This is a genomic window from Roseibium sp. MMSF_3544 (genome assembly GCF_030732845.1).
Classification (GTDB): Bacteria; Pseudomonadota; Alphaproteobacteria; order Rhizobiales; family Stappiaceae; genus Roseibium.
Genome location: NZ_JASHKA010000001.1, coordinates 74,440 through 91,520 on the forward strand (window position 1 = coordinate 74,440; position 17,081 = coordinate 91,520).

Annotated in this window: 16 protein-coding genes; 7 read left to right on the top strand and 9 right to left on the bottom strand. The window is 57.9% G+C overall.

Annotated elements, in window-relative coordinates; all coding sequences use genetic code 11:
• The first annotated feature begins 28 nt into the window (after window positions 1-28).
• Window positions 29-430 carry a rhodanese-like domain-containing protein gene (locus tag RBB47_RS00360; RefSeq protein ID WP_305983723.1) on the top strand — a complete coding sequence of 134 codons (402 nt, stop codon included), beginning with the start codon at window positions 29-31 and terminating at the stop codon, window positions 428-430.
• A gap of 45 nt (window positions 431-475) precedes the next feature.
• On the opposite strand, the gene RBB47_RS00365 is transcribed toward RBB47_RS00360, so the two are convergent.
• Both RBB47_RS00365 and RBB47_RS00370 read right to left on the bottom strand, forming a co-directional pair.
• Window positions 476-1,246: an IclR family transcriptional regulator gene (locus RBB47_RS00365; RefSeq protein ID WP_305983724.1), complete on the bottom strand. Its 771-nt coding sequence runs from the start codon at window positions 1,244-1,246 to the stop codon at window positions 476-478.
• Between the two features lie 2 nt (window positions 1,247-1,248).
• Window positions 1,249-3,576, bottom strand: coding sequence for a molybdopterin-dependent oxidoreductase (locus RBB47_RS00370; protein WP_305983725.1), 2,328 nt, complete (start codon window positions 3,574-3,576; stop codon window positions 1,249-1,251).
• Between the two features lie 97 nt (window positions 3,577-3,673).
• Between RBB47_RS00370 and RBB47_RS00375 the strand changes: the two genes are divergently transcribed.
• Window positions 3,674-4,831, top strand: a complete 1,158-nt coding sequence (locus RBB47_RS00375; protein ID WP_305983726.1) for a PLP-dependent aspartate aminotransferase family protein — start codon at window positions 3,674-3,676, stop codon at window positions 4,829-4,831.
• 8 nt (window positions 4,832-4,839) lie between these two features.
• On the top strand, window positions 4,840-5,475 hold the full coding sequence (locus RBB47_RS00380) for a VOC family protein (protein WP_305983727.1): 636 nt from the start codon (window positions 4,840-4,842) through the stop codon (window positions 5,473-5,475).
• Window positions 5,476-5,531: 56 nt separating this feature from the next.
• Here the strand turns inward: RBB47_RS00380 and RBB47_RS00385 are convergent, their stop codons facing one another.
• Complete coding sequence (locus RBB47_RS00385) at window positions 5,532-6,425, bottom strand: MBL fold metallo-hydrolase (RefSeq protein WP_305983728.1); 894 nt, start codon at window positions 6,423-6,425, stop codon at window positions 5,532-5,534.
• 324 nt (window positions 6,426-6,749) lie between these two features.
• On the opposite strand from RBB47_RS00385, the gene RBB47_RS00390 reads away from it, so the two are divergent.
• From RBB47_RS00390 to RBB47_RS00405, 4 genes are all read left to right on the top strand, one after another.
• Window positions 6,750-7,790 carry an amino acid ABC transporter substrate-binding protein gene (locus RBB47_RS00390; RefSeq protein ID WP_305983729.1) on the top strand — a complete coding sequence of 347 codons (1,041 nt, stop codon included), beginning with the start codon at window positions 6,750-6,752 and terminating at the stop codon, window positions 7,788-7,790.
• Window positions 7,791-7,862: 72 nt separating this feature from the next.
• Window positions 7,863-8,999: an ABC transporter permease subunit gene (locus RBB47_RS00395; protein ID WP_305983730.1), complete on the top strand. Its 1,137-nt coding sequence runs from the start codon at window positions 7,863-7,865 to the stop codon at window positions 8,997-8,999.
• Window position 9,000: 1 nt separating this feature from the next.
• A complete protein-coding gene (locus tag RBB47_RS00400) occupies window positions 9,001-10,089 on the top strand; it encodes an amino acid ABC transporter permease (protein WP_305983731.1) in 1,089 nt (362 codons plus the stop codon).
• Window positions 10,090-10,263: 174 nt separating this feature from the next.
• Window positions 10,264-11,112, top strand: coding sequence for a PHB depolymerase family esterase (locus RBB47_RS00405; protein ID WP_305983732.1), 849 nt, complete (start codon window positions 10,264-10,266; stop codon window positions 11,110-11,112).
• A 149-nt stretch (window positions 11,113-11,261) separates the two neighbouring features.
• Here the strand turns inward: RBB47_RS00405 and RBB47_RS00410 are convergent, their stop codons facing one another.
• From RBB47_RS00410 to RBB47_RS00435, 6 genes are all read right to left on the bottom strand, one after another.
• A complete protein-coding gene (locus RBB47_RS00410; RefSeq protein ID WP_305983733.1) occupies window positions 11,262-11,837 on the bottom strand; it encodes a YceI family protein in 576 nt (191 codons plus the stop codon).
• Between the two features lie 252 nt (window positions 11,838-12,089).
• Window positions 12,090-13,073, bottom strand: a complete 984-nt coding sequence (locus RBB47_RS00415) for a LacI family DNA-binding transcriptional regulator (protein WP_305983734.1) — start codon at window positions 13,071-13,073, stop codon at window positions 12,090-12,092.
• A gap of 67 nt (window positions 13,074-13,140) precedes the next feature.
• Window positions 13,141-14,073 (bottom strand): ribokinase, encoded by a 933-nt coding sequence (rbsK, locus tag RBB47_RS00420; RefSeq protein ID WP_305983735.1) that lies wholly within the window; start codon window positions 14,071-14,073, stop codon window positions 13,141-13,143.
• On the bottom strand, window positions 14,070-14,480 hold the full coding sequence (gene rbsD, locus RBB47_RS00425) for a D-ribose pyranase (protein WP_305983736.1): 411 nt from the start codon (window positions 14,478-14,480) through the stop codon (window positions 14,070-14,072). The genes rbsK and rbsD overlap by 4 nt, the downstream gene beginning before the upstream one ends.
• The gene (locus RBB47_RS00430; protein ID WP_305983737.1) at window positions 14,477-15,475 is read right to left on the bottom strand and encodes an ABC transporter permease; all 999 of its coding nucleotides are present in this window, start codon (window positions 15,473-15,475) and stop codon (window positions 14,477-14,479) included. The genes rbsD and RBB47_RS00430 overlap by 4 nt, the downstream gene beginning before the upstream one ends.
• Window positions 15,472-17,040, bottom strand: coding sequence for a sugar ABC transporter ATP-binding protein (locus tag RBB47_RS00435; protein ID WP_305983738.1), 1,569 nt, complete (start codon window positions 17,038-17,040; stop codon window positions 15,472-15,474). Before RBB47_RS00435 ends, RBB47_RS00430 begins: the two co-directional genes overlap by 4 nt.
• Between the last annotated feature and the right edge of the window lie 41 nt (window positions 17,041-17,081).

A 17,081-nucleotide genomic window follows, 5' to 3' on the forward strand; every position in this document is an offset into this window, starting at 1 on the left:
TGTTTTATATATCGGAACAGTAGGCGAAATGAAAAAACTTGCCAAAAGCGCAGCGAGCATGGTTGCGGACGCGCGGTCGCGGATTGAAGAAGTGGAAGTTCCGGACCTGATCTCCGCAATGGACGACCCCGATGTTGTGATTGTCGACATCCGCGACGTGCGTGAACGTCAACGATCGGGTTTCATTCCCGGAAGCGTGCATGCACCCAGGGGAATGGTGGAGTTCTGGGTCGATCCGGAAAGCCCTTATTTCAAGGAGGTTTTTGGTGAAGACAAGAAGTTCGTCTTCCACTGCGCCTCCGGCTGGCGGTCGGCGCTGACGGTCGCGACGCTGCAGGACATGGGCTTTGACGCAGCGCACCTGCGGGAAGGCTTTTCCGAATGGGTCAAGCAGGGTGGGCCGGTCGAAATGCCGGAGCCGAAGTCCTGAAACCGGGGCCACTCGCTGTGCAAAGGATTGCACGGGGTTTTCGCGCTAGACCCTGGAAAGTTTTCGCGAAACGGCTTCCGCGGCATGCGCGGAAAGCGCGCCGAACCGCTCCTCTCCATTGTCAGGCAGGTTCACGTTCGGCACAGAGATGCCAATGGCTGCGACGGCTTCGCCATCAGGAAGCTTGATGGCTGCACCGAAGCTCAAGATCCGGTCGCGGAACTCCCCTGTGTCAAATGCGTAGCCGCGCATGCGGGTTGCCTCGATATCCTCGTCGAGCTGGCTCAAGGTCGTCAGGGTACGGTTGGTGAACGACTGAAGCGGTTCGGACAGTTTCTCGCGCAGACTGTTGTAGTTTGCAGCCAGAATTGCCTTGCCGGTTCCCACGCAGTGGATCGGTGCCGAACCGCCGATCGGGTTCCAGGAGCGGATCGGCTTCTTGCTTTCAATCTTGTCGATATAGACCACGTTGAACTGTTCCGGCACGGCCAGATAGATCGTCTCTCCCGTTTCATCGGCGAGATATGCCATTTCAGGGGCCGCAAGCTCCCGAAGGTTGAGACTGTCCACGGTGGAGCGGCCGACCTGCCACATCTTGAGCGTGACGGCATAGCTGCCATCTTCCCTTTGAGTGACATAGCCCAGTCTCGAAAGCGTCTGGAGCAGTCGAAAGGTGTTTGACTTTGTGAGTTCCAGCGAGCGGGAAATCTCTGTAACGCCGAGCGAACGGCGCGCTTCGGCAAGTTTCTCAAGTATCGCCAGGCCTTTGGAAAGCGTGGAATCAACTTTTGCTTCAGTCGGTTTCTTTTCGGACATATTCAGTCTTTGCTGGCGTTTTGCCGCAATGTAACGGACGACTCAGCAAAGGTAAATCGGGGCGGCGTGTGCGCCTCGACGTCCGGGATGGGGGCCTCGAACCGTCTGATTTCCACCTGGGTTGAGTGCGCGGCGGTACTTTGCGTCAGCGAGGATGTTCGAAGGTCGTGCGTGAGGACATTCGGGTTGCCGTGCCTGTCTCGATGGTCGGGATCCGAAAAGTCCGGATCGTACCAGGCACCGGTCCACAAGAACACGCAGCCCTTGCGGATCTCATCGGTGATCCGCGCGCCTGCAAGGCATTTGCCGCGCGAATTGAAAAGCTCAACCACATCGCCATTCGAAATCCCGCGCTCCGCGGCGTCCTCGGGATTTATCAGGACGGGTTCGCGTTGTTGGACCTTGGCGGCAAGGCTTGTTGCGCCATTGTCGAGCTGGCTGTGCAAGCGCGTGCCCGGTTGCCCCGAGATCAACGCAAGAGAATGGACCCGATGGTTGCCGGACTTTCGATCTCTCGGTTCGAACCAGCTGGGGTGGCCTGGACAGTCGGGCAGGTTCATGTCCGCAATTTTCTGCGAATAGAGTTCGATACGTCCGCTGGCGGTCGGCAGCGGGCAGTTGACCGGGTCTTCGCGGAACTCCGACAGGAAAATCTGATCAGGAGAAGGGTCGGGCAGGGTTATCACGTCACCGGCAATGAACGTATCCCAGTCGGGCAGCGCAATGCCTTCTTCAGCAGCGGCTGCAACGGTTTCCTCCCAGAGCCTCAGCAGCCAACCCCGTTCATCGAGCCCTTCAGAAAACGCATCCATGTTGCCAAGGCGCCTTGAAAGGGCGCTGTAGATTTGAAACTCCGTTCGCGCGTCGCCGGGAGGCGCAACACAGGCTGGCATCGGAACAAGGGCATTGTCGGACTTGCCCGCGCCGAAGTCGGTTCTCTCCGGCGGTGCTGCGACGGGCAGGACGATATCCGCGTGCCGTGCCGTGGCGGTCCAGTTGATTTCATTGACGACAATGGTATCCGGCCTTGAGAAGGCACGGCGGAGCCTGTTCAGGTCCTGATGGTGATGAAACGGATTGCCGCCGGCCCACCACACCATTCTCGCGTCCGGCAATTTCCGTCTGTCTCCCAGATACATGTATTCCTGGCCGGGATTGAGCAGCATCTCCGAAATCATGCTTACGGGGATGAACTCCGAAACGGCATTCTTTCCCTGAGACAGAGCGCCCGGGCGGAAAAGCCGTTCCGTGTTGCCGATGTTGCCGTTGACCGCATATCCAATGGTGAAGCCGCCTCCCGGGAGGCCGACCTGGCCCAGCATTGCAGCCAGTGAAATGGTCATCCAGAGCGGTTGCTCGCCGTAATCGGCCCGCTGCAGACTGGCAGCGCAGGAAATCATGGTGCGCTTGCGCGCCATCTCGCGCGCCAGTGCGCGCAACCTCGAAGCCGAAATTCCGGATTGCTGCTCCGCCCACGCGGCTGTCTTGGCAACACCATCGGTCTTGCCAAGAAGGTAATCCTCCAGACGGCCAAATCCGGTTGTGTAACGCTCCAGAAAATCCTTGTCGTGGAGGTCTTCTTCCAGAAGCGTGTGAGCAAGGCCCATCATGATCGCGACATCCGAGCCGGGCAGTGGTGCGAGCCATTCGGCATTTACCGACTCCGCCAAGTCACTTTTCAGCGGACTGAAATTTACAAATTTGACACCGGCCCTTGCGCATTTTTTCAGGCTCTCGGCCTTTCGATGTTTTGAGATGCCACCGTCGCTAACCTGGCTGTTTCGCATCGCCAGTCCCCCGAAGGCGACGACGAGTTCGCCGTGGTCAGCAACGACTGACCATCTTGTGGCCTGCGCGACATGGTTGCGAAAATTTCCCACAATGAAGGGCAGCAGGCCAAGTGCAGCATTGTAGCTGTAGTTGCCTTCCGAGCGCACATAGCCGCCCTGGGTGTTCAAAAAGCGTTTGAGCTGACTTTGCGCATGGTGAAATCGACCGGCACTCGACCAGCCGTAAGAGCCGGCGAAAATCGACTTGTTGCCATAGGTCTGCTTCACCCGTTTGAGTTCGGCCGTCAGGATCTCGTTCATTTCGTCCCAGGAAACTTCGACGAATGGGTCTTCGCCCCGTGTTGAGGGCGCCGGGCCGTTTTCATACCAACCCTTCCGGACCGCTGGACGCAGAACGCGCGCGGACCCGCTCAAGCTGGACGCAATATTTCCGTTGATGGGGGAGGGGTCCGGGTCGCCGGAATGAGGGACGACCGATGCTATGCGGCCGTTTTCAACTGTGATGTGGCCAACGCCCCAATGATTGGATGTGAGGTGCATTTCTGTTTCGTTAAATGGAACAATCTTTCTGCATATTGACACACATAATGTCGAGTGTCATCAATTCAACAACACTCGAGTGCAGGAGCCCGACAGAATGAAACCGACGAGTCTCGCCGATACTCTGGTTCATCGCGGAAGACCGCAAGACCCGCTGGGAAGGCAGGTGAACTGGCCGGTGGAACTGGGGTCGACCGTTGTTTTCGACAGTCTCGACGCGTTTGAGGCAGCGCGAGAGGCGCGGTACGAAAACGGCACGCCCTACTACGGGAGATACGGAAACGCGGCGACGTTCTCGCTTGAGGACCTGCTGGCAGAGTTGGACGAAGCCGACGGGGTCACGCTGACCTCATCCGGCGTTTCCGCGATAACCGCCGCGTTGCTTTCCGTCGCAAGGCCAGCCTCGCATTTGCTTGTTTCGGAAAATCTTTACGGGAATACCCGGGCATTCTGCGATGGACTACTGGCGGCGATATATGTCGAGATCGAACCTTTCGATCCGATCGGTGGCATTGCCGGGAAACTTCGCAGGAACACCTGCGCGGTCATGGCGGAAGCTCCGGGATCAGGCACGTTTGAAGTCTGCGACCTGCCGCAGATTTCAAATCTTGCTGCGGAACAGGGCGTGCCGGTCATATTCGACAATACCTGGGCGTCGCCCGTTTTTTGCAAGCCGCTGGGCCTTGGGGCGGACATCGTTGTTTATTCCGGTTCAAAGCACCTGTGCGGACACTCCGATGCCATGCTGGGTGTCATCGCAGCGAACAGCAAATACCACTCTCTGGTGCGCCGTACGGTGATGTCGTTGGGTGATAAACCGGGCGCTCAGGAAGTCTTCCTGGCGCTCAGGGGCGCGCGCACGCTGAAGATGCGCATGGAGTATCAGGATGGCACGGGCAGGGAGATGGCTGCCTGGCTTGCGCAACAAAAGTGTGTCGCGCGCGTGTTGCACCCGGCTTTTGAAACCTGCCCCGGACACGAAATCTGGAAAAGGGATTTCTCCGGTGCTGCCAGCCTGTTCTCGGTGATTTTCAAAGCGGTTTCCGAACAACGGTTTCGTGCTTTCGTCGACGGTCTTCAGTGTTTCGGCATTGGGGTCAGTTGGGGCGGTTACGAGAGCCTGGTTTTGCCGATGACCTCCGAGCGCAGCCGCCAATTGGAAGACGGTCCGCTCCTGCGTGTGAACATCGGTTTTGAAGACCCTGAGACCCTCAAAGCCGACTTCACACAAGCGTTCAAATTTCTTCAGGACTGAGTACAGCCATGCAAAACAAAATCGATCACTTCGCCATCGGATGCTCCAGCCTTGCAGCTGGCATTCTGGAGATGGAAGACAAGTTGGGCGTGACGGTTCCCGGCGGCAGCAAACATACGACAATGAGCACGCATAACTGCGTGATGCAGGCCGGAAACGAGAGTTTTTTTGAACTCATCGCAATCGATCCCGAAGCACCGGATCCCGGCCGGGTGCGATGGTTCTCGCTCGATGATCCCGCGACGCAGAAACGACTGAACGAGCGGCCACGTGCCCTGACCTGGGTCGTCAACACGACGGATCTGGATCAAGTGCTGGCGAACAGCCCCGTTGACCTCGGGGAGGTTGTCGATTTCGCCCGGGGCGACAGGAGCTGGCGCTTGACAGTGCCAAGGGATGGAAGCTTGCCCGGATCCGGGTTGCTCCCCGCCTTCATTGAATGGTCTCCCGGACCCCATCCCTCGACGGGGCAGCAGGATCTTGGCGTCCGGCTGCAAGCGGTCAGGATTTCGCACCCTGATCCTGCACGGATTGTCAGCCAGCTGAAGTCCCTGAATGTCGACCACCTTGCAGACGTGTCCGAGGGAGAAGCAGGCCTGGCGTTTGCCCTCAAGTCACCGCGCGGGTCCGTTTTGCTCGACTGACAGATCTCCAAAGTGATCCGACCTGTTTTCGATGAGGCGAGCCAATCAGGCCGACTTCAAAGCTCGTTCACCGGCACTTTCAGGAATGTCTTGCCGCTGTCGTCGGCTGGCGGCAACTTTCCGGCACGCATGTTGACCTGGATGGACGGTATGATCAGCTTGGGCATTGCAAGCTGGGCGTCCCGTTCGGTGCGGAACTGTACGAACTCTTCCTTGGATTTGCCGCCTCCGACGTGAATATTGTGCTCTTTTTCGTCACCAACCGTGGTCTCCCACGCAATGTCGCGCCCGTTGGGACCGTAGTCGTGGCACATGAACAGGCGCATGTCGTCCGGCAGCGCGAGCACCTTCTGGATGGAATCATAGAGTATCGCCGCATCTCCGCCCGGGAAATCGGCGCGTGCAGACCCGCCATCGGGCATGAACAAGGTGTCGCCGGCAAAGGCCGCGTTGCCCATCACATGAACCATGCAGGCCGGCGTATGGCCGGGCGTTGACATGGCAAAGGCGGTCATGGTGCCGATTGTGTAGGTATCGCCGTCCTGAAAGAGGCGGTCGAACTGGCTGCCGTCCCGCTGAAACTCCGTGCCTTCGTTGAAGACCTTACCAAATGTTTCCTGGATGACGGTGATCTTGTCGCCGATGCCAAGTTTTCCTCCCAGCTTTTGCTGGATGTAAGGGGCACCCGAAAGGTGGTCGGCATGAACGTGTGTTTCGATCAGCCATTCAAGGTCCAGGTTCTTGTCCTGGATGTAGGCGATGATTTCGTCCGCGTTGTCATAGGTGATGCGCCCGGCGGCCATGTCGATGTCCATGACGCTGTCGATAACGGCGCAGGCATTGGACTGAGGGTCCTTGACAACATAGCTGATGGTGTTCGTTGCAGGATCGAAGAAAGCCTTGATTTCCGGTTCGACGTCCATCTCGACCGGGTAGTTTGAATTTATCATGCCGTCTCCTTCTGCACGAAGCATCACGCCAACTCTATAAGGCTGCTCGCCCTCTCATACGTTCAACCGACCCGCCGGGATCTGAGTCTTCAGGTTGCGAGCCTCTTTCAAAATGCCAGCGATGGGCACTTCAGCTCAACCGCAAACACGTCCAGTTGCCCAGTGATTGTGCTTTTTCACCAAATCCTGCTCACACACGGGTCAATCGGGTCAAATTTTGTCCGCGTTCGCTACGAACCTGAGAATTCACTTGACTCATTTGCGAGTGCCCGTAACCTACTAAATGGAACACGTGTTCTGATATATAAAACAGGGAACAGCTAAATGGCAACCAATATTGCAAAAATCGCCTGTGCGGTTGCATTCGCCGCAGGCGTTGCAGCCCCTGTTGCCGCTTACTCGAAAAGCGCAACGGTTACGGCAATTGAGGAGCGGGGAACCCTTTTGTGCAGCGGCCACAACGGCAGCTACTTCGGTTTCGTGGAAGTCAATGACAAGAACGAATGGAAGGGCCTGGACATTGACATGTGCCGCGCGTTGACGACGGCCATTCTGGGAGACCCTGAAAAAGCACAAATTGTTCCGCTGAGCTGGGCACAGCGTTTTCCGGCACTGCAGTCCGGTGATGTCGACGTGATCATCAAGGCAACCGGCTGGACCATGGGGCGCGACACCGAAGTGGGACTTCAGTTCAGCCTGCCGTATTTCTTCGGCGGCACTCAGTTCATGGCGCATGGAGACCTCGGCATTACCGAAGCCAAGGAACTTGACGGCGGCACGATCTGCGTCGAGGCCGGGACCACCATCGAAAGGCTTGCCGGCAACTACCTGAAAACAATCGGCGTCGAGCACACGATGGTTTCCTATGAGAAGGCATCCGAGCTGCGCGCTGCCTATCTCGCGAACCGGTGCGACGCCTTTGCGGCCTGGGGACCGTTTCTCGCCGTTCTCCGGGCAACAGAGCTCGAAAAGCCCGATGCGCACATCATTCTGTCCGACCAGTTGTCCAACGAGCCGATCGCTGCTGCCATGCGCCAGGGTGACGAGGAGTTCGTCGATATGGTCAACTGGATGATCGCCGCGCTCTTGATCGCCGAGGAAGAGGGCGTGACATCGGCCAATGTCGAGGAAATGACGGAAAACCCGCCAAATCCGAAAATCGCAAGGCTTCTGGGCGTCGATCCGGGGATGGGCGAGCGGCTTGGGATTCGGGACACCTGGGCCCGTGAGATGATCGCCGCTGTCGGCAATTTCGGCGAAATCTACAACCGCAATCTGGGTGAGGGCTCACCTTACAAACTCGAACGCGGATTGAACAATCTGTGGAGCCATGGCGGCGTCCTGTACGCCCCGATCCTGGACTGATCCACTTCCAATGGCGGCGGGGACTGACTGCCCCTGCCGCCTTCCATGTGTTGCGGCAAGGAGGATCCGGATATGGATGCTGTGGCGCTCAAGGCCAGGCGCAAACGACGTGATTTGTTCCTGCAAGGATTGCTGGTCGTCTCGGTGGCGCTCGTTATCTGGGTCGCCGTATCGACCGCCCAGACAAAGCTCACCGAACTCAACATGGCGAGCGGTTTCGGATTTCTGGAGCGCGCGACCGGGTGGGCGTACTCGTTTTCCCTGATCGACCGGAGCATTGACGACAGTTATTCCCGAACTCTGCTGATTGGTTTCATGAACACCTTGTTCCTGGGGCTGATCTGTATTGTCCTGTCTACCATCCTCGGATTTGCCATCGGCACGGCAAGAGATGCGCGCCAGCTCGGCTTCAACGCATTTGCCACCGTCTATATTCAGCTGTTCAGAAACCTTCCTCTGATCCTGCAGCTGGTATTCTGGTATGCGGTGCTCATTCACATGCCGGGGCCCCGCCAGGCGTTTTCTCTTGGAGACGCGGTGTTCCTGTCGAACAGGGGTCTGATGCTGCCGGCACTAAACGTTTCTCCCGGTGTTGTTCTCGGCCTTTTCGCCGGGTTGGTGCTTCTGGGTGTCGTCATCTTCCGGCTGAAGAGCCTGCACTTTTTGCAAAAGCTGGGGCTTTGGTTGATTGCCGGCTTTGTTTTGACACTTGGTGTTGCATCGATATTTGCCCCGGCGGACGCATCGATCTTCTCTATCCCTGCGCAAAAGGGCTTGCGGTTTCAAGGTGGGTTGACGGTCTCGATAGAACTTGTCGCCATGATCCTGGCGATCACACTGTACGGCTCGGCCTATATTGCAGAGGTCGTGCGCGGCGGTCTCCACGAAGTCCCGAGCGGCTTGACCGAAGCAGGCAAAGCGCTGGGCCTGTCCTCGCGGTCCATCTGGTTTCACATCAAGATGCCGATGGCCTTGCGCACGATCATGCCGCCGCTCGGCAACCAGTGGATCTTCATCATGAAGGCGACCACGCTGGGCGTTGCGATTGGCTTCAGTGATCTGTTCTACATCGTTTCGACATCGATCACCCAGTCCGGACAAACCCTGGAACTCATGGGGCTGTTGATGCTGTCTTTTCTGCTGATCAACTATTCACTTGCCCAGATCGTCAATTTCATCAACGCGCGCCTGGCGCTGAAAGGTCACTGAGATGGCGATCGCGAGCGACTATTCCGGCGCGCCCGACTGGTTCGGACAACTTGCCAATACGTTCAAAAGAAGAGCGTTCCGAAGCCCGAGCGATACGCTCACGAGTGTCTTCATTTTCGGGCTGATGCTCTACATGGCGTGGCTGCTGCTCGACTGGGCGATACTCAGCGCGGTTTGGCGCGCCGAGGATGTGGGGCAGTGCGCAGAGGCGGGAGGGGCCTGCTGGTCCGTGATTGCCGCGCGTCACCGGCTCATCCTGTTCGGTCTTTATCCGTTTGATCTGCATTGGCGCTCAACGCTTGCCTGTGTTGCGATCATTGTGACGGTGGTGCTGTCCTGCCTGCCGCATTTCTGGAGCACGAGCAAACTTGTCACGCTCTGGATCGTCGGCTTCGGCACTTATGTGCTTTTGATGGACGGAACACTGCTCGGCCAGCCTCAGGTCACCACGGACCAATGGGGTGGCCTTGCGCTGACCCTTTTCATGTTTTCCTCCGTCGTGCTTCTCGGTATGCCGATGGGATTGCTGCTCGCACTGGCGCGCCGTTCCAATCTGCCCGTCGTCAGAGGTGCCGCGTCGCTGCTGATCGATTTCATTCGCTCACTGCCGCTGCTGACGACGCTTTTTGCAGCAGCGGTCGTCATTCCGTTGTTGTTGCCGGACTGGTTGAACGGCGACAAAATCTGGCGCGTGATTATTGGGTTCGCGCTCTTCTTCGCGTGCTATCAGGCGGAGGTCTTTAGGGGTGGTTTTCAGGCGATCCCGAAGGGGCAATTCGAGGCTGGAAAGGCCCTGGGTCTGACAGCCTTTCAAATTCTCTCGCGCATCATCATGCCGCAGGTCTTTCGCCACGCGCTGCCGTCAACCATCAACATGGTGGTGGTCACGTTCAAGGAAACCGCGATCGTGATCATTATCGGTTTCTTCGATGTGCTCGCTTCGGCAAATGCCGCCTTCGGGACAGTGGAATGGGCACCATACTATATCGAGGTCTATGCCTTCGTCGGGGCGATCTACTGGATCTTCATCTTTTCGCTGAGCCAATACGGCGAATACTTGAAGCGGCGTATGTCTGTTGCAAAGAGATAGGCTGCCCGATCATTCGGCTCGCTCCGACCACGGCCGGTTCATACGACTTAGTGATTTGCATCCACCTGCAGATTACCGGACAAATCCGGAGCCAGCCCGCCATACGCGAATTCGCAGAACACGTGCGGCGGGGAGGGCAACCATTCAGATCGCGTCATATGGTGGGAAACAGAGATGCCAAGCTGGGGATCACGTCACGTTGCAGGCCTGATGTTGACCTTTTTCTGTCTCATCAGCGCGGCATCGGCGCAGCAGGATTGCGGCGATGCGGACACGCCCTGCCGCATTGAGAGCGGAAGCTATCATCTGATTTTCCCCGAGCGCGACCCGGTCGGGATCGTCATGCATCTTCACGGTGGCGGTGCCACTGGAAAGGCGATGCTCAACTCCGATCTTGCCCGTGCCTCGGTTGCCCGCGGCTATGTGTTTGTTGCTCCCAACGGAGAACATCCCGAGGCACGTTGGACCAAGGATTGGTCTGTTCGCGCGGACAACACAAAGCATGATCGCGACGACGCGGTTTTTCTCCAAGAAGTGATTGCCGATGTCCGCGGCAAACACCAGCTGGCGGATGCGCCGTTTGTGCTCGCAGGATTTTCGCGAGGTGGATCCATGGTCTGGGACATGGCTTGCCGTCTACCTGATTTTGCGGATGCGTATGCCCCGGTCGCAGGTGCCTTTTGGGAAAGTCTGCCGGAAAGATGCGCTGGGCCGGTATACCTGTTTCATGCGCATGGATGGACAGATCGAACGGTCCCCCTGGAAGGCCGATCCTTCCGTAACGGTACGGTTGTGCAGGGCGATGTCTGGGCATCCTTGAAGGTGCTGCGGGAAACAAACCGCTGCGGCAACCGCCAGCCCGAAACCAACAGTTTCGTTGGAGAGTTCTGGTTGCGGCATTGGACAGATTGTGAGGCAGGCCAGATAGATCTTTTGCTGCACAAAGGTGGCCACGGCGCCCCGGTGGGCTGGGCCGACACCATCCTCGACTGGTTTGAAAATCTGTCACTCAAGCAGCTCTAAGTCTGCCAATTCAACGTCGCCGGACTTCAGCAGAAGCATAGGCCTTCCTGACAGCAGAGTGCTGTCAAGAGGCTCATGTTTTCCAGCTAACCAAGAGATGCTTTCGGTCGCTGAGCTGACATCGTTACCTGCCGCAGCGACCGGCAGTGTCACTGTGCCCGCATTTCTGTAGAGATGTCAAAAGATAGGGGTCCGACAGGCAACGCGAAGCCGAAGGGGGCAGTGTCGATCTCTGTGGTCGCGTGAAACCCGAGCCAATCGCCCTTGTAGTAGTCAATGAACTGGGCGACGGGGTGTGGGCCCTGATGGATTAGTTCCACTTGCAGTGTAGCCGGCACAGTTACCCCGCGCAGCGTCACTTCACCCGCGACATCGGCCGTGGTGTCGCCAGTTGGCGTTACCGAAGTGGAGACAAAACGGATGGTCGGATGTTCCTCCACGACGAGGAAGTCCGCGTTCTTCACGTGATCGTCGAGCGGTCCTACACCGGTGGAAACCGAAGCGGCATCTATGGTGACCTCCAGAGTGGCCGAAGACGGATCTGCAGGGTCGATCACCAGAATTCCCTCGGCGCGGTCGAACTCACCGTGTTGACGGCTGACGCCCGCGTGGTCCCATCCGAAACGAACCTCCGTATGTCCCGGATCGGTCTTGTAGGTGCGGGTCTCCGCCACTGCAGGAAGAGTAAGCAAACTCATGAGGGCAACGGTTACAAGGGTACGCATCATGGTCTCCAGGCATCGTCTGAATGTGAAACTTGACGAGTTCATATAAATTGATCGCGGCGAAAAGCGCCATGAGAAGCGATGAACCCTCACGCAGACGTGACAAGGGCCGGGGTGAGACGCGGGTCTCAAGAGGCGCAAACTCCGATTATCCTCGGCCAAGCGTCCGTCTCGTTCGCGATCGATGCCGCCCCGCCTCGTTGTGTGGGCAGCGTTTGTCTGCATGACCATCCGCAGATGCCAGTGTCGGCATTATTTCGGGGCCGTCGACTCGCGCATGACGATGTCTCCTGCGATCGCCGTGTCTTTTGAAGCAGAATTCGCAACGAAAACCTGCTCAACAGCGGAAAGCGCAAGCGCTTCTATGGGTTGCCGGAGAGTTGTCAGACGCGGGACAACAAGTGACGCCAGCGTTATGTCGTCAAACCCGGCGACAGAAAGATCATTCGGAACATCAAGTTTCAGGTCACGTGCGCACCGCAAAACGCCGATTGCCTGTTGATCACTCGCTGCAGCAATTGCCGTTGGGCGCTCAGAGGCTGGCGTTTTCGTGAGGATTGTCCGCCCAAGTTCTTCTCCGGCGTCGTAGTCGAACTGACCTTCAAAGACCGTGAGTTCAATCGGGTCCTGCGGCGTGGAAAGTGCCTGGATACGGTTCACGAAACCCTCTCGTCGGCTTTGCGCGACATCCATGCTCAACGGACCGGCGATATAGGCGATCCGCCGGTGGCCAAGGGTGTAAAGGTGGTCCGCGATCTTCTGAGACCCGTCATAGTGATCGGTGGCAATTAGAGGGAATTGCCCAAATCGGCGATCGAGAGAAACGATCGGCACATCGGTTGTTGCGAGGCTCCGACCCTCTGCCGTTGCCACGACGATGATACCGCGAACGGCGCGATCGAGCAGCGCCGCGATCTGCGTCTTTTCCGTCTCGGCATCATCATGCGAGTTGGCAATCATCACGGAGTGGCTTCGCTTGGCTGCCTCCATCTCGATGTTTTTGACAAGCTGAGCAAAAAACGGATTGGTGATGTCAGGTACAACAAGACCAATCACATCGATGCTGTTGGTTCGCAAAGCTCGCGCGGCAAGATTGGGCTTGTAGTCAAGCTCCTTCATCGCGGCCTGGACTTTCAGCTTGAGGGGATGCTTGACGGTTTCATTCTTGGACAAAACACGCGAAACGGTACCAACGGACACCCCGGCTTTCCTGGCGACGTCTTTGATCGTTGGCATGTCCCGCAGCACTCCTTAACCCCTTCTTTCCTTGAAGCATTCCTGAGCCTGCCAATCAAGCGCCGCCTTAACTTAAGGCGAAGACCGGGTTTCGCAGGTTGTCCAGCTCCGAGCGGGTCGGAAGTGAAAGCGATGCTCCCTTGCGCGTTGTCGCGATCGCAGCTGCCCGCAGCGCAAAGGCGATGGCATTGCGCAAGGTTTCCCCTTCCGCAAGGCTAGTTGCCAATGCACCGTTGAAGCAGTCCCCGGCGGCAACTGTATCTATACTGTTCACCTTGAGGGCGGGCAGCGATCCCTGATCCTCATCGAACGACCAGGCAACACCGATGTCACCCATGGTCACGATGGCGCCTCGCAGCCCGAATTCCCGGAGCGATTTGGCTGCCTTTTCGCCGTCTTCGAGTGTTGTCGGGACCGTTCCCAACAACGTGCCGGCTTCGTGTGCGTTCGGGGTCAGAATGTCGAAGGAGCTGAACACGTCCTGTTTCCAGGCGGGGAGCGGGGCAGGGGCCGGATCCATGATGACGAGAGCGCCTGACTCGCGCGCAATTCTTGCAGCCTCCAGCGAGGCGGGCAATCCGATTTCGTTTTGCAGCAAAAGCACACCACTGTTGCGGATGACTTTCGCATGAAGCGCCACATGGGCCGGTGAAACGGATCGGTTGGCACCACCGGAAAGGCGGATCATGTTGTCGCCGTCAGGCCCGACATCGATAAACGCAAGGCCGGTCGACGCGTTTGGAAGTTCGCTCAGGCGAGATCTGACACCTGAAAGGCCGAGCTGAGATTTGGCATCGTGCCCAAAACCGTCACTGCCGATTGCCCCCACAAGAGTGACATCGGCACCAAGTCGTGCAGACGCGACCGCCTGGTTGGCTCCCTTGCCGCCGAGCGATGAGGTGGTTTCACGCACCGCTACGGTTTCCCCGACCTGCGGCCAGCGATCCAGATAGCTGACCAAATCGATGTTGATGCTGCCGACAATTGCTACAGGTCTCAAAACGGCACCCCGCTTCTCAGAAGTATGTTGGCGTATGGCGTGAATTCGCCAGTGCGGATGATTGCCCGAACATGGCTCGACCGTCGTTTGAACTCGGCATGGGACAACCGCGAGACCGCGACATCCCGCGCGGCCTGCCTGGACCAGAGAGCGATCTCCTCCTGCATGACTGCGGACAAGTTGGCGGAAGCCTCTTCGGCCCAAATCGCGCTTTCGATAACAAGTTCACTGCGCAATGCCCTGAGGACATCCTGAAAACCCGGAACCCCCTCACTTACGGCGAGATCGATCACCCTGACCCCTTGAGGAACCGGAAGGCCCGCGTCGGCAACAATGATTTCATCCATATGTCCGAGCGAGGCGATGAGCTCGCTCAGATGCCGGTTCAAAAGGGCCGTGCGTTTCATTTCGACGCGTACTTTGCACGGTAGTAGTCGAGAACGACGGCGACGATGATGACCACACCGGTAATCATCTGTCGCATGAAGTCGGACAGGCCGATCAGGATCAGTCCGTTCGCCAGAACACCGATGATGAATGCGCCCAGCAGGGTGCCGATCACGGATCCGCGTCCACCACTCAGGCTGGTGCCCCCGATAATGACGGCAGCAATCGCATTGAGTTCAAAGCCGATGCCGGCAATCGGGCTGGAAATGTTCAGTCGGGCCATATAGACGATCGCGGCAATACCGGCGGTAAAGCCGCAGATCGTGAAGGCGGCGACCTTGTACCAATAGACCGAGTGCCCGGCGAGACGCACGGCTTCCTCATTGTTGCCGATGCCGTAGAGAAGCCGTCCGAACACGGTGAAGTTCAGCACGAACCAGGCGACAAGGACCAGGAAAAGAGCAACCAAAAACACCACCGGCACTCCGTAGATCATGGCAGAGCCAAACTCTTCGAAGGCATAAGGGAACGAATAGATCGTCTGTGCATCCGAGACCTGCAGCGCTGCGCCGCGGGCGATGTTGAGCATTCCCAGCGTGATGATAAAGGACGGCAAGGCCCAATAGGCACTGATGACACCGTTGATCATCCCGCAGGCAACGCCGGTCAGTGTTGCTGCAACGACCGCCAGCGCAATCGCCTCCGCCGGGCCGAAGCCAGGCAGCGTGATCGCCTTGCCGGCGACAACCGCTGCGAATGCCATCACCGATCCGACGGAAAGATCAATTCCGCCAATGAGAATGACGAAGGTCATCCCGACTGCGAGCACCAGATTGATGGTGATCTGGGTCAGAATGTTGGTGATGTTGTTTGGCGTCAGGAAATGCTCCGTGAACACCGAGAAAAATAGAATGAGCGCCAACAAGGCAAGGCCAATGCCTGCATTTTGCAGGGCGCTGCGTACGGAAAATCTTGATGGATTTGGCATGGTTTCAGAAAGGGCCTGCGTTGTCATTGCTTCTGTCCTCCGGCCTGCCGAGCCTGGCCATAGGCCAGCTTCAGGATGTTTTCTTCCGAGAATTCGGGACGCGTCAGCTCCCCCTGGATTTCATGTTCGGCAAGAACGAGTATCCGGTCTGCCAACGTCATCAGCTCGGGCATCTCCGACGACACCACGAGCAACGCGACGCGGTCGCGCGCCAATTCCTTCAAGATTGCGTAGATCTCTGCCTTCGCGCCGACGTCAACGCCGCGTGTCGGTTCGTCCAGCAAAAGCACTTTGGGATTGCGTCCCAGCCATTTGGCGAGAACGACCTTTTGCTGGTTTCCGCCCGACAGGCTGGAAACCGCATCGGAGATCTTGCCGTATTTGAGTTTCAAACGGGCACCGCCGTCGCGCGAGCGCCGGTTCTCTTCGGAAAACTGCAGCAATCCGGATCTGGAGACCGCACGCATGTTGGCCAGCGACATGTTTGCCGCGATCGGCATCTCCAGGATCAAACCCTCGTCTTTCCGGTCTTCGGTGACGAAGCCGATACCGGCTGCGATGGCATCGCGCGGTCCGCTGAAGCGCATTTCGTTTCCACCTTGCAGAACACGCCCTGACCGGATCGGATCGACCCCGAAAATGCCTCTCAGGATTTCTGTGCGACCGGACCCGACAAGTCCTGCAATGCCGACAATCTCGCCATATCTGAGATCAAAGGAGATCCCCTTGTCGCTCGGGTTGGCCTGTGTGCAAAGCTCATCCAGACGAAGTGCAAGCTCGCCTGGTTTTCGTGAGGGACCGGCGTCGTTCGTGGACGCTGCCAGTTGCCGGCCAACCATTTTCTGGACCACGCCATCCGGCGTCGTCTCGGAAATACGGTCAGTGCCGATGGACACCCCGTTTCTGAAAACGGTCACCCGGTCGCAGATCGCAAATACCTCTTCCAGGTGATGAGACACGAAGACGATCGTTACCCCGTCTGCCTTGATCGTCTCGACGATCTCGAAAAGACGTCTGGTTTCGCGTTCGGTCAGCGTGGCGGTCGGTTCGTCGAGGATGAGGATCCGGCTCTTGCGTTGCAGCGCCCGCGATATCTCAACGAGCTGCCGGTGGGCGATCCCGAGCGAGCTGACCGGCGCCTTCACGTCGACGTCGGTGAGACCGACCGCGTCGAGCGCCGACCGTGCCCGCTGGTTCATTTCCTGTTTGTCCAAAAGACCAAAGCGGTTCGTCGGCATCCGCTCCACCGAGATGTTCTCCGCGATGCTCAGGTGTTCCAGCAGATTGAATTCCTGGTGAACCACCTGGACCCCGAGGTCTTTCGCATCGTGGGGGCTTGCGGGCCGGTAGTCCTCTCCAGCGAGGGAGATGCTGCCGGAATCGTAGGGAAAGACCCCGGACAGAATTTTGATGAGCGTCGATTTGCCGGCTCCGTTTTCTCCAACAAGGGCATGCACTTCGCCCTTGAGGAGCGAGAAACTGACGCCATCAAGTGCCTTGACGCCGCCGAAGTGTTTCTTCAATCCCTGAACAGACAGGAATGCCGGGTTTTCAGACGATTGGGGCATGATTGCAGGTGACGCGGCGGCCATGGTGTGTCCAGTCGACTTGCTTTGGAAAGAAGAGACGCCCC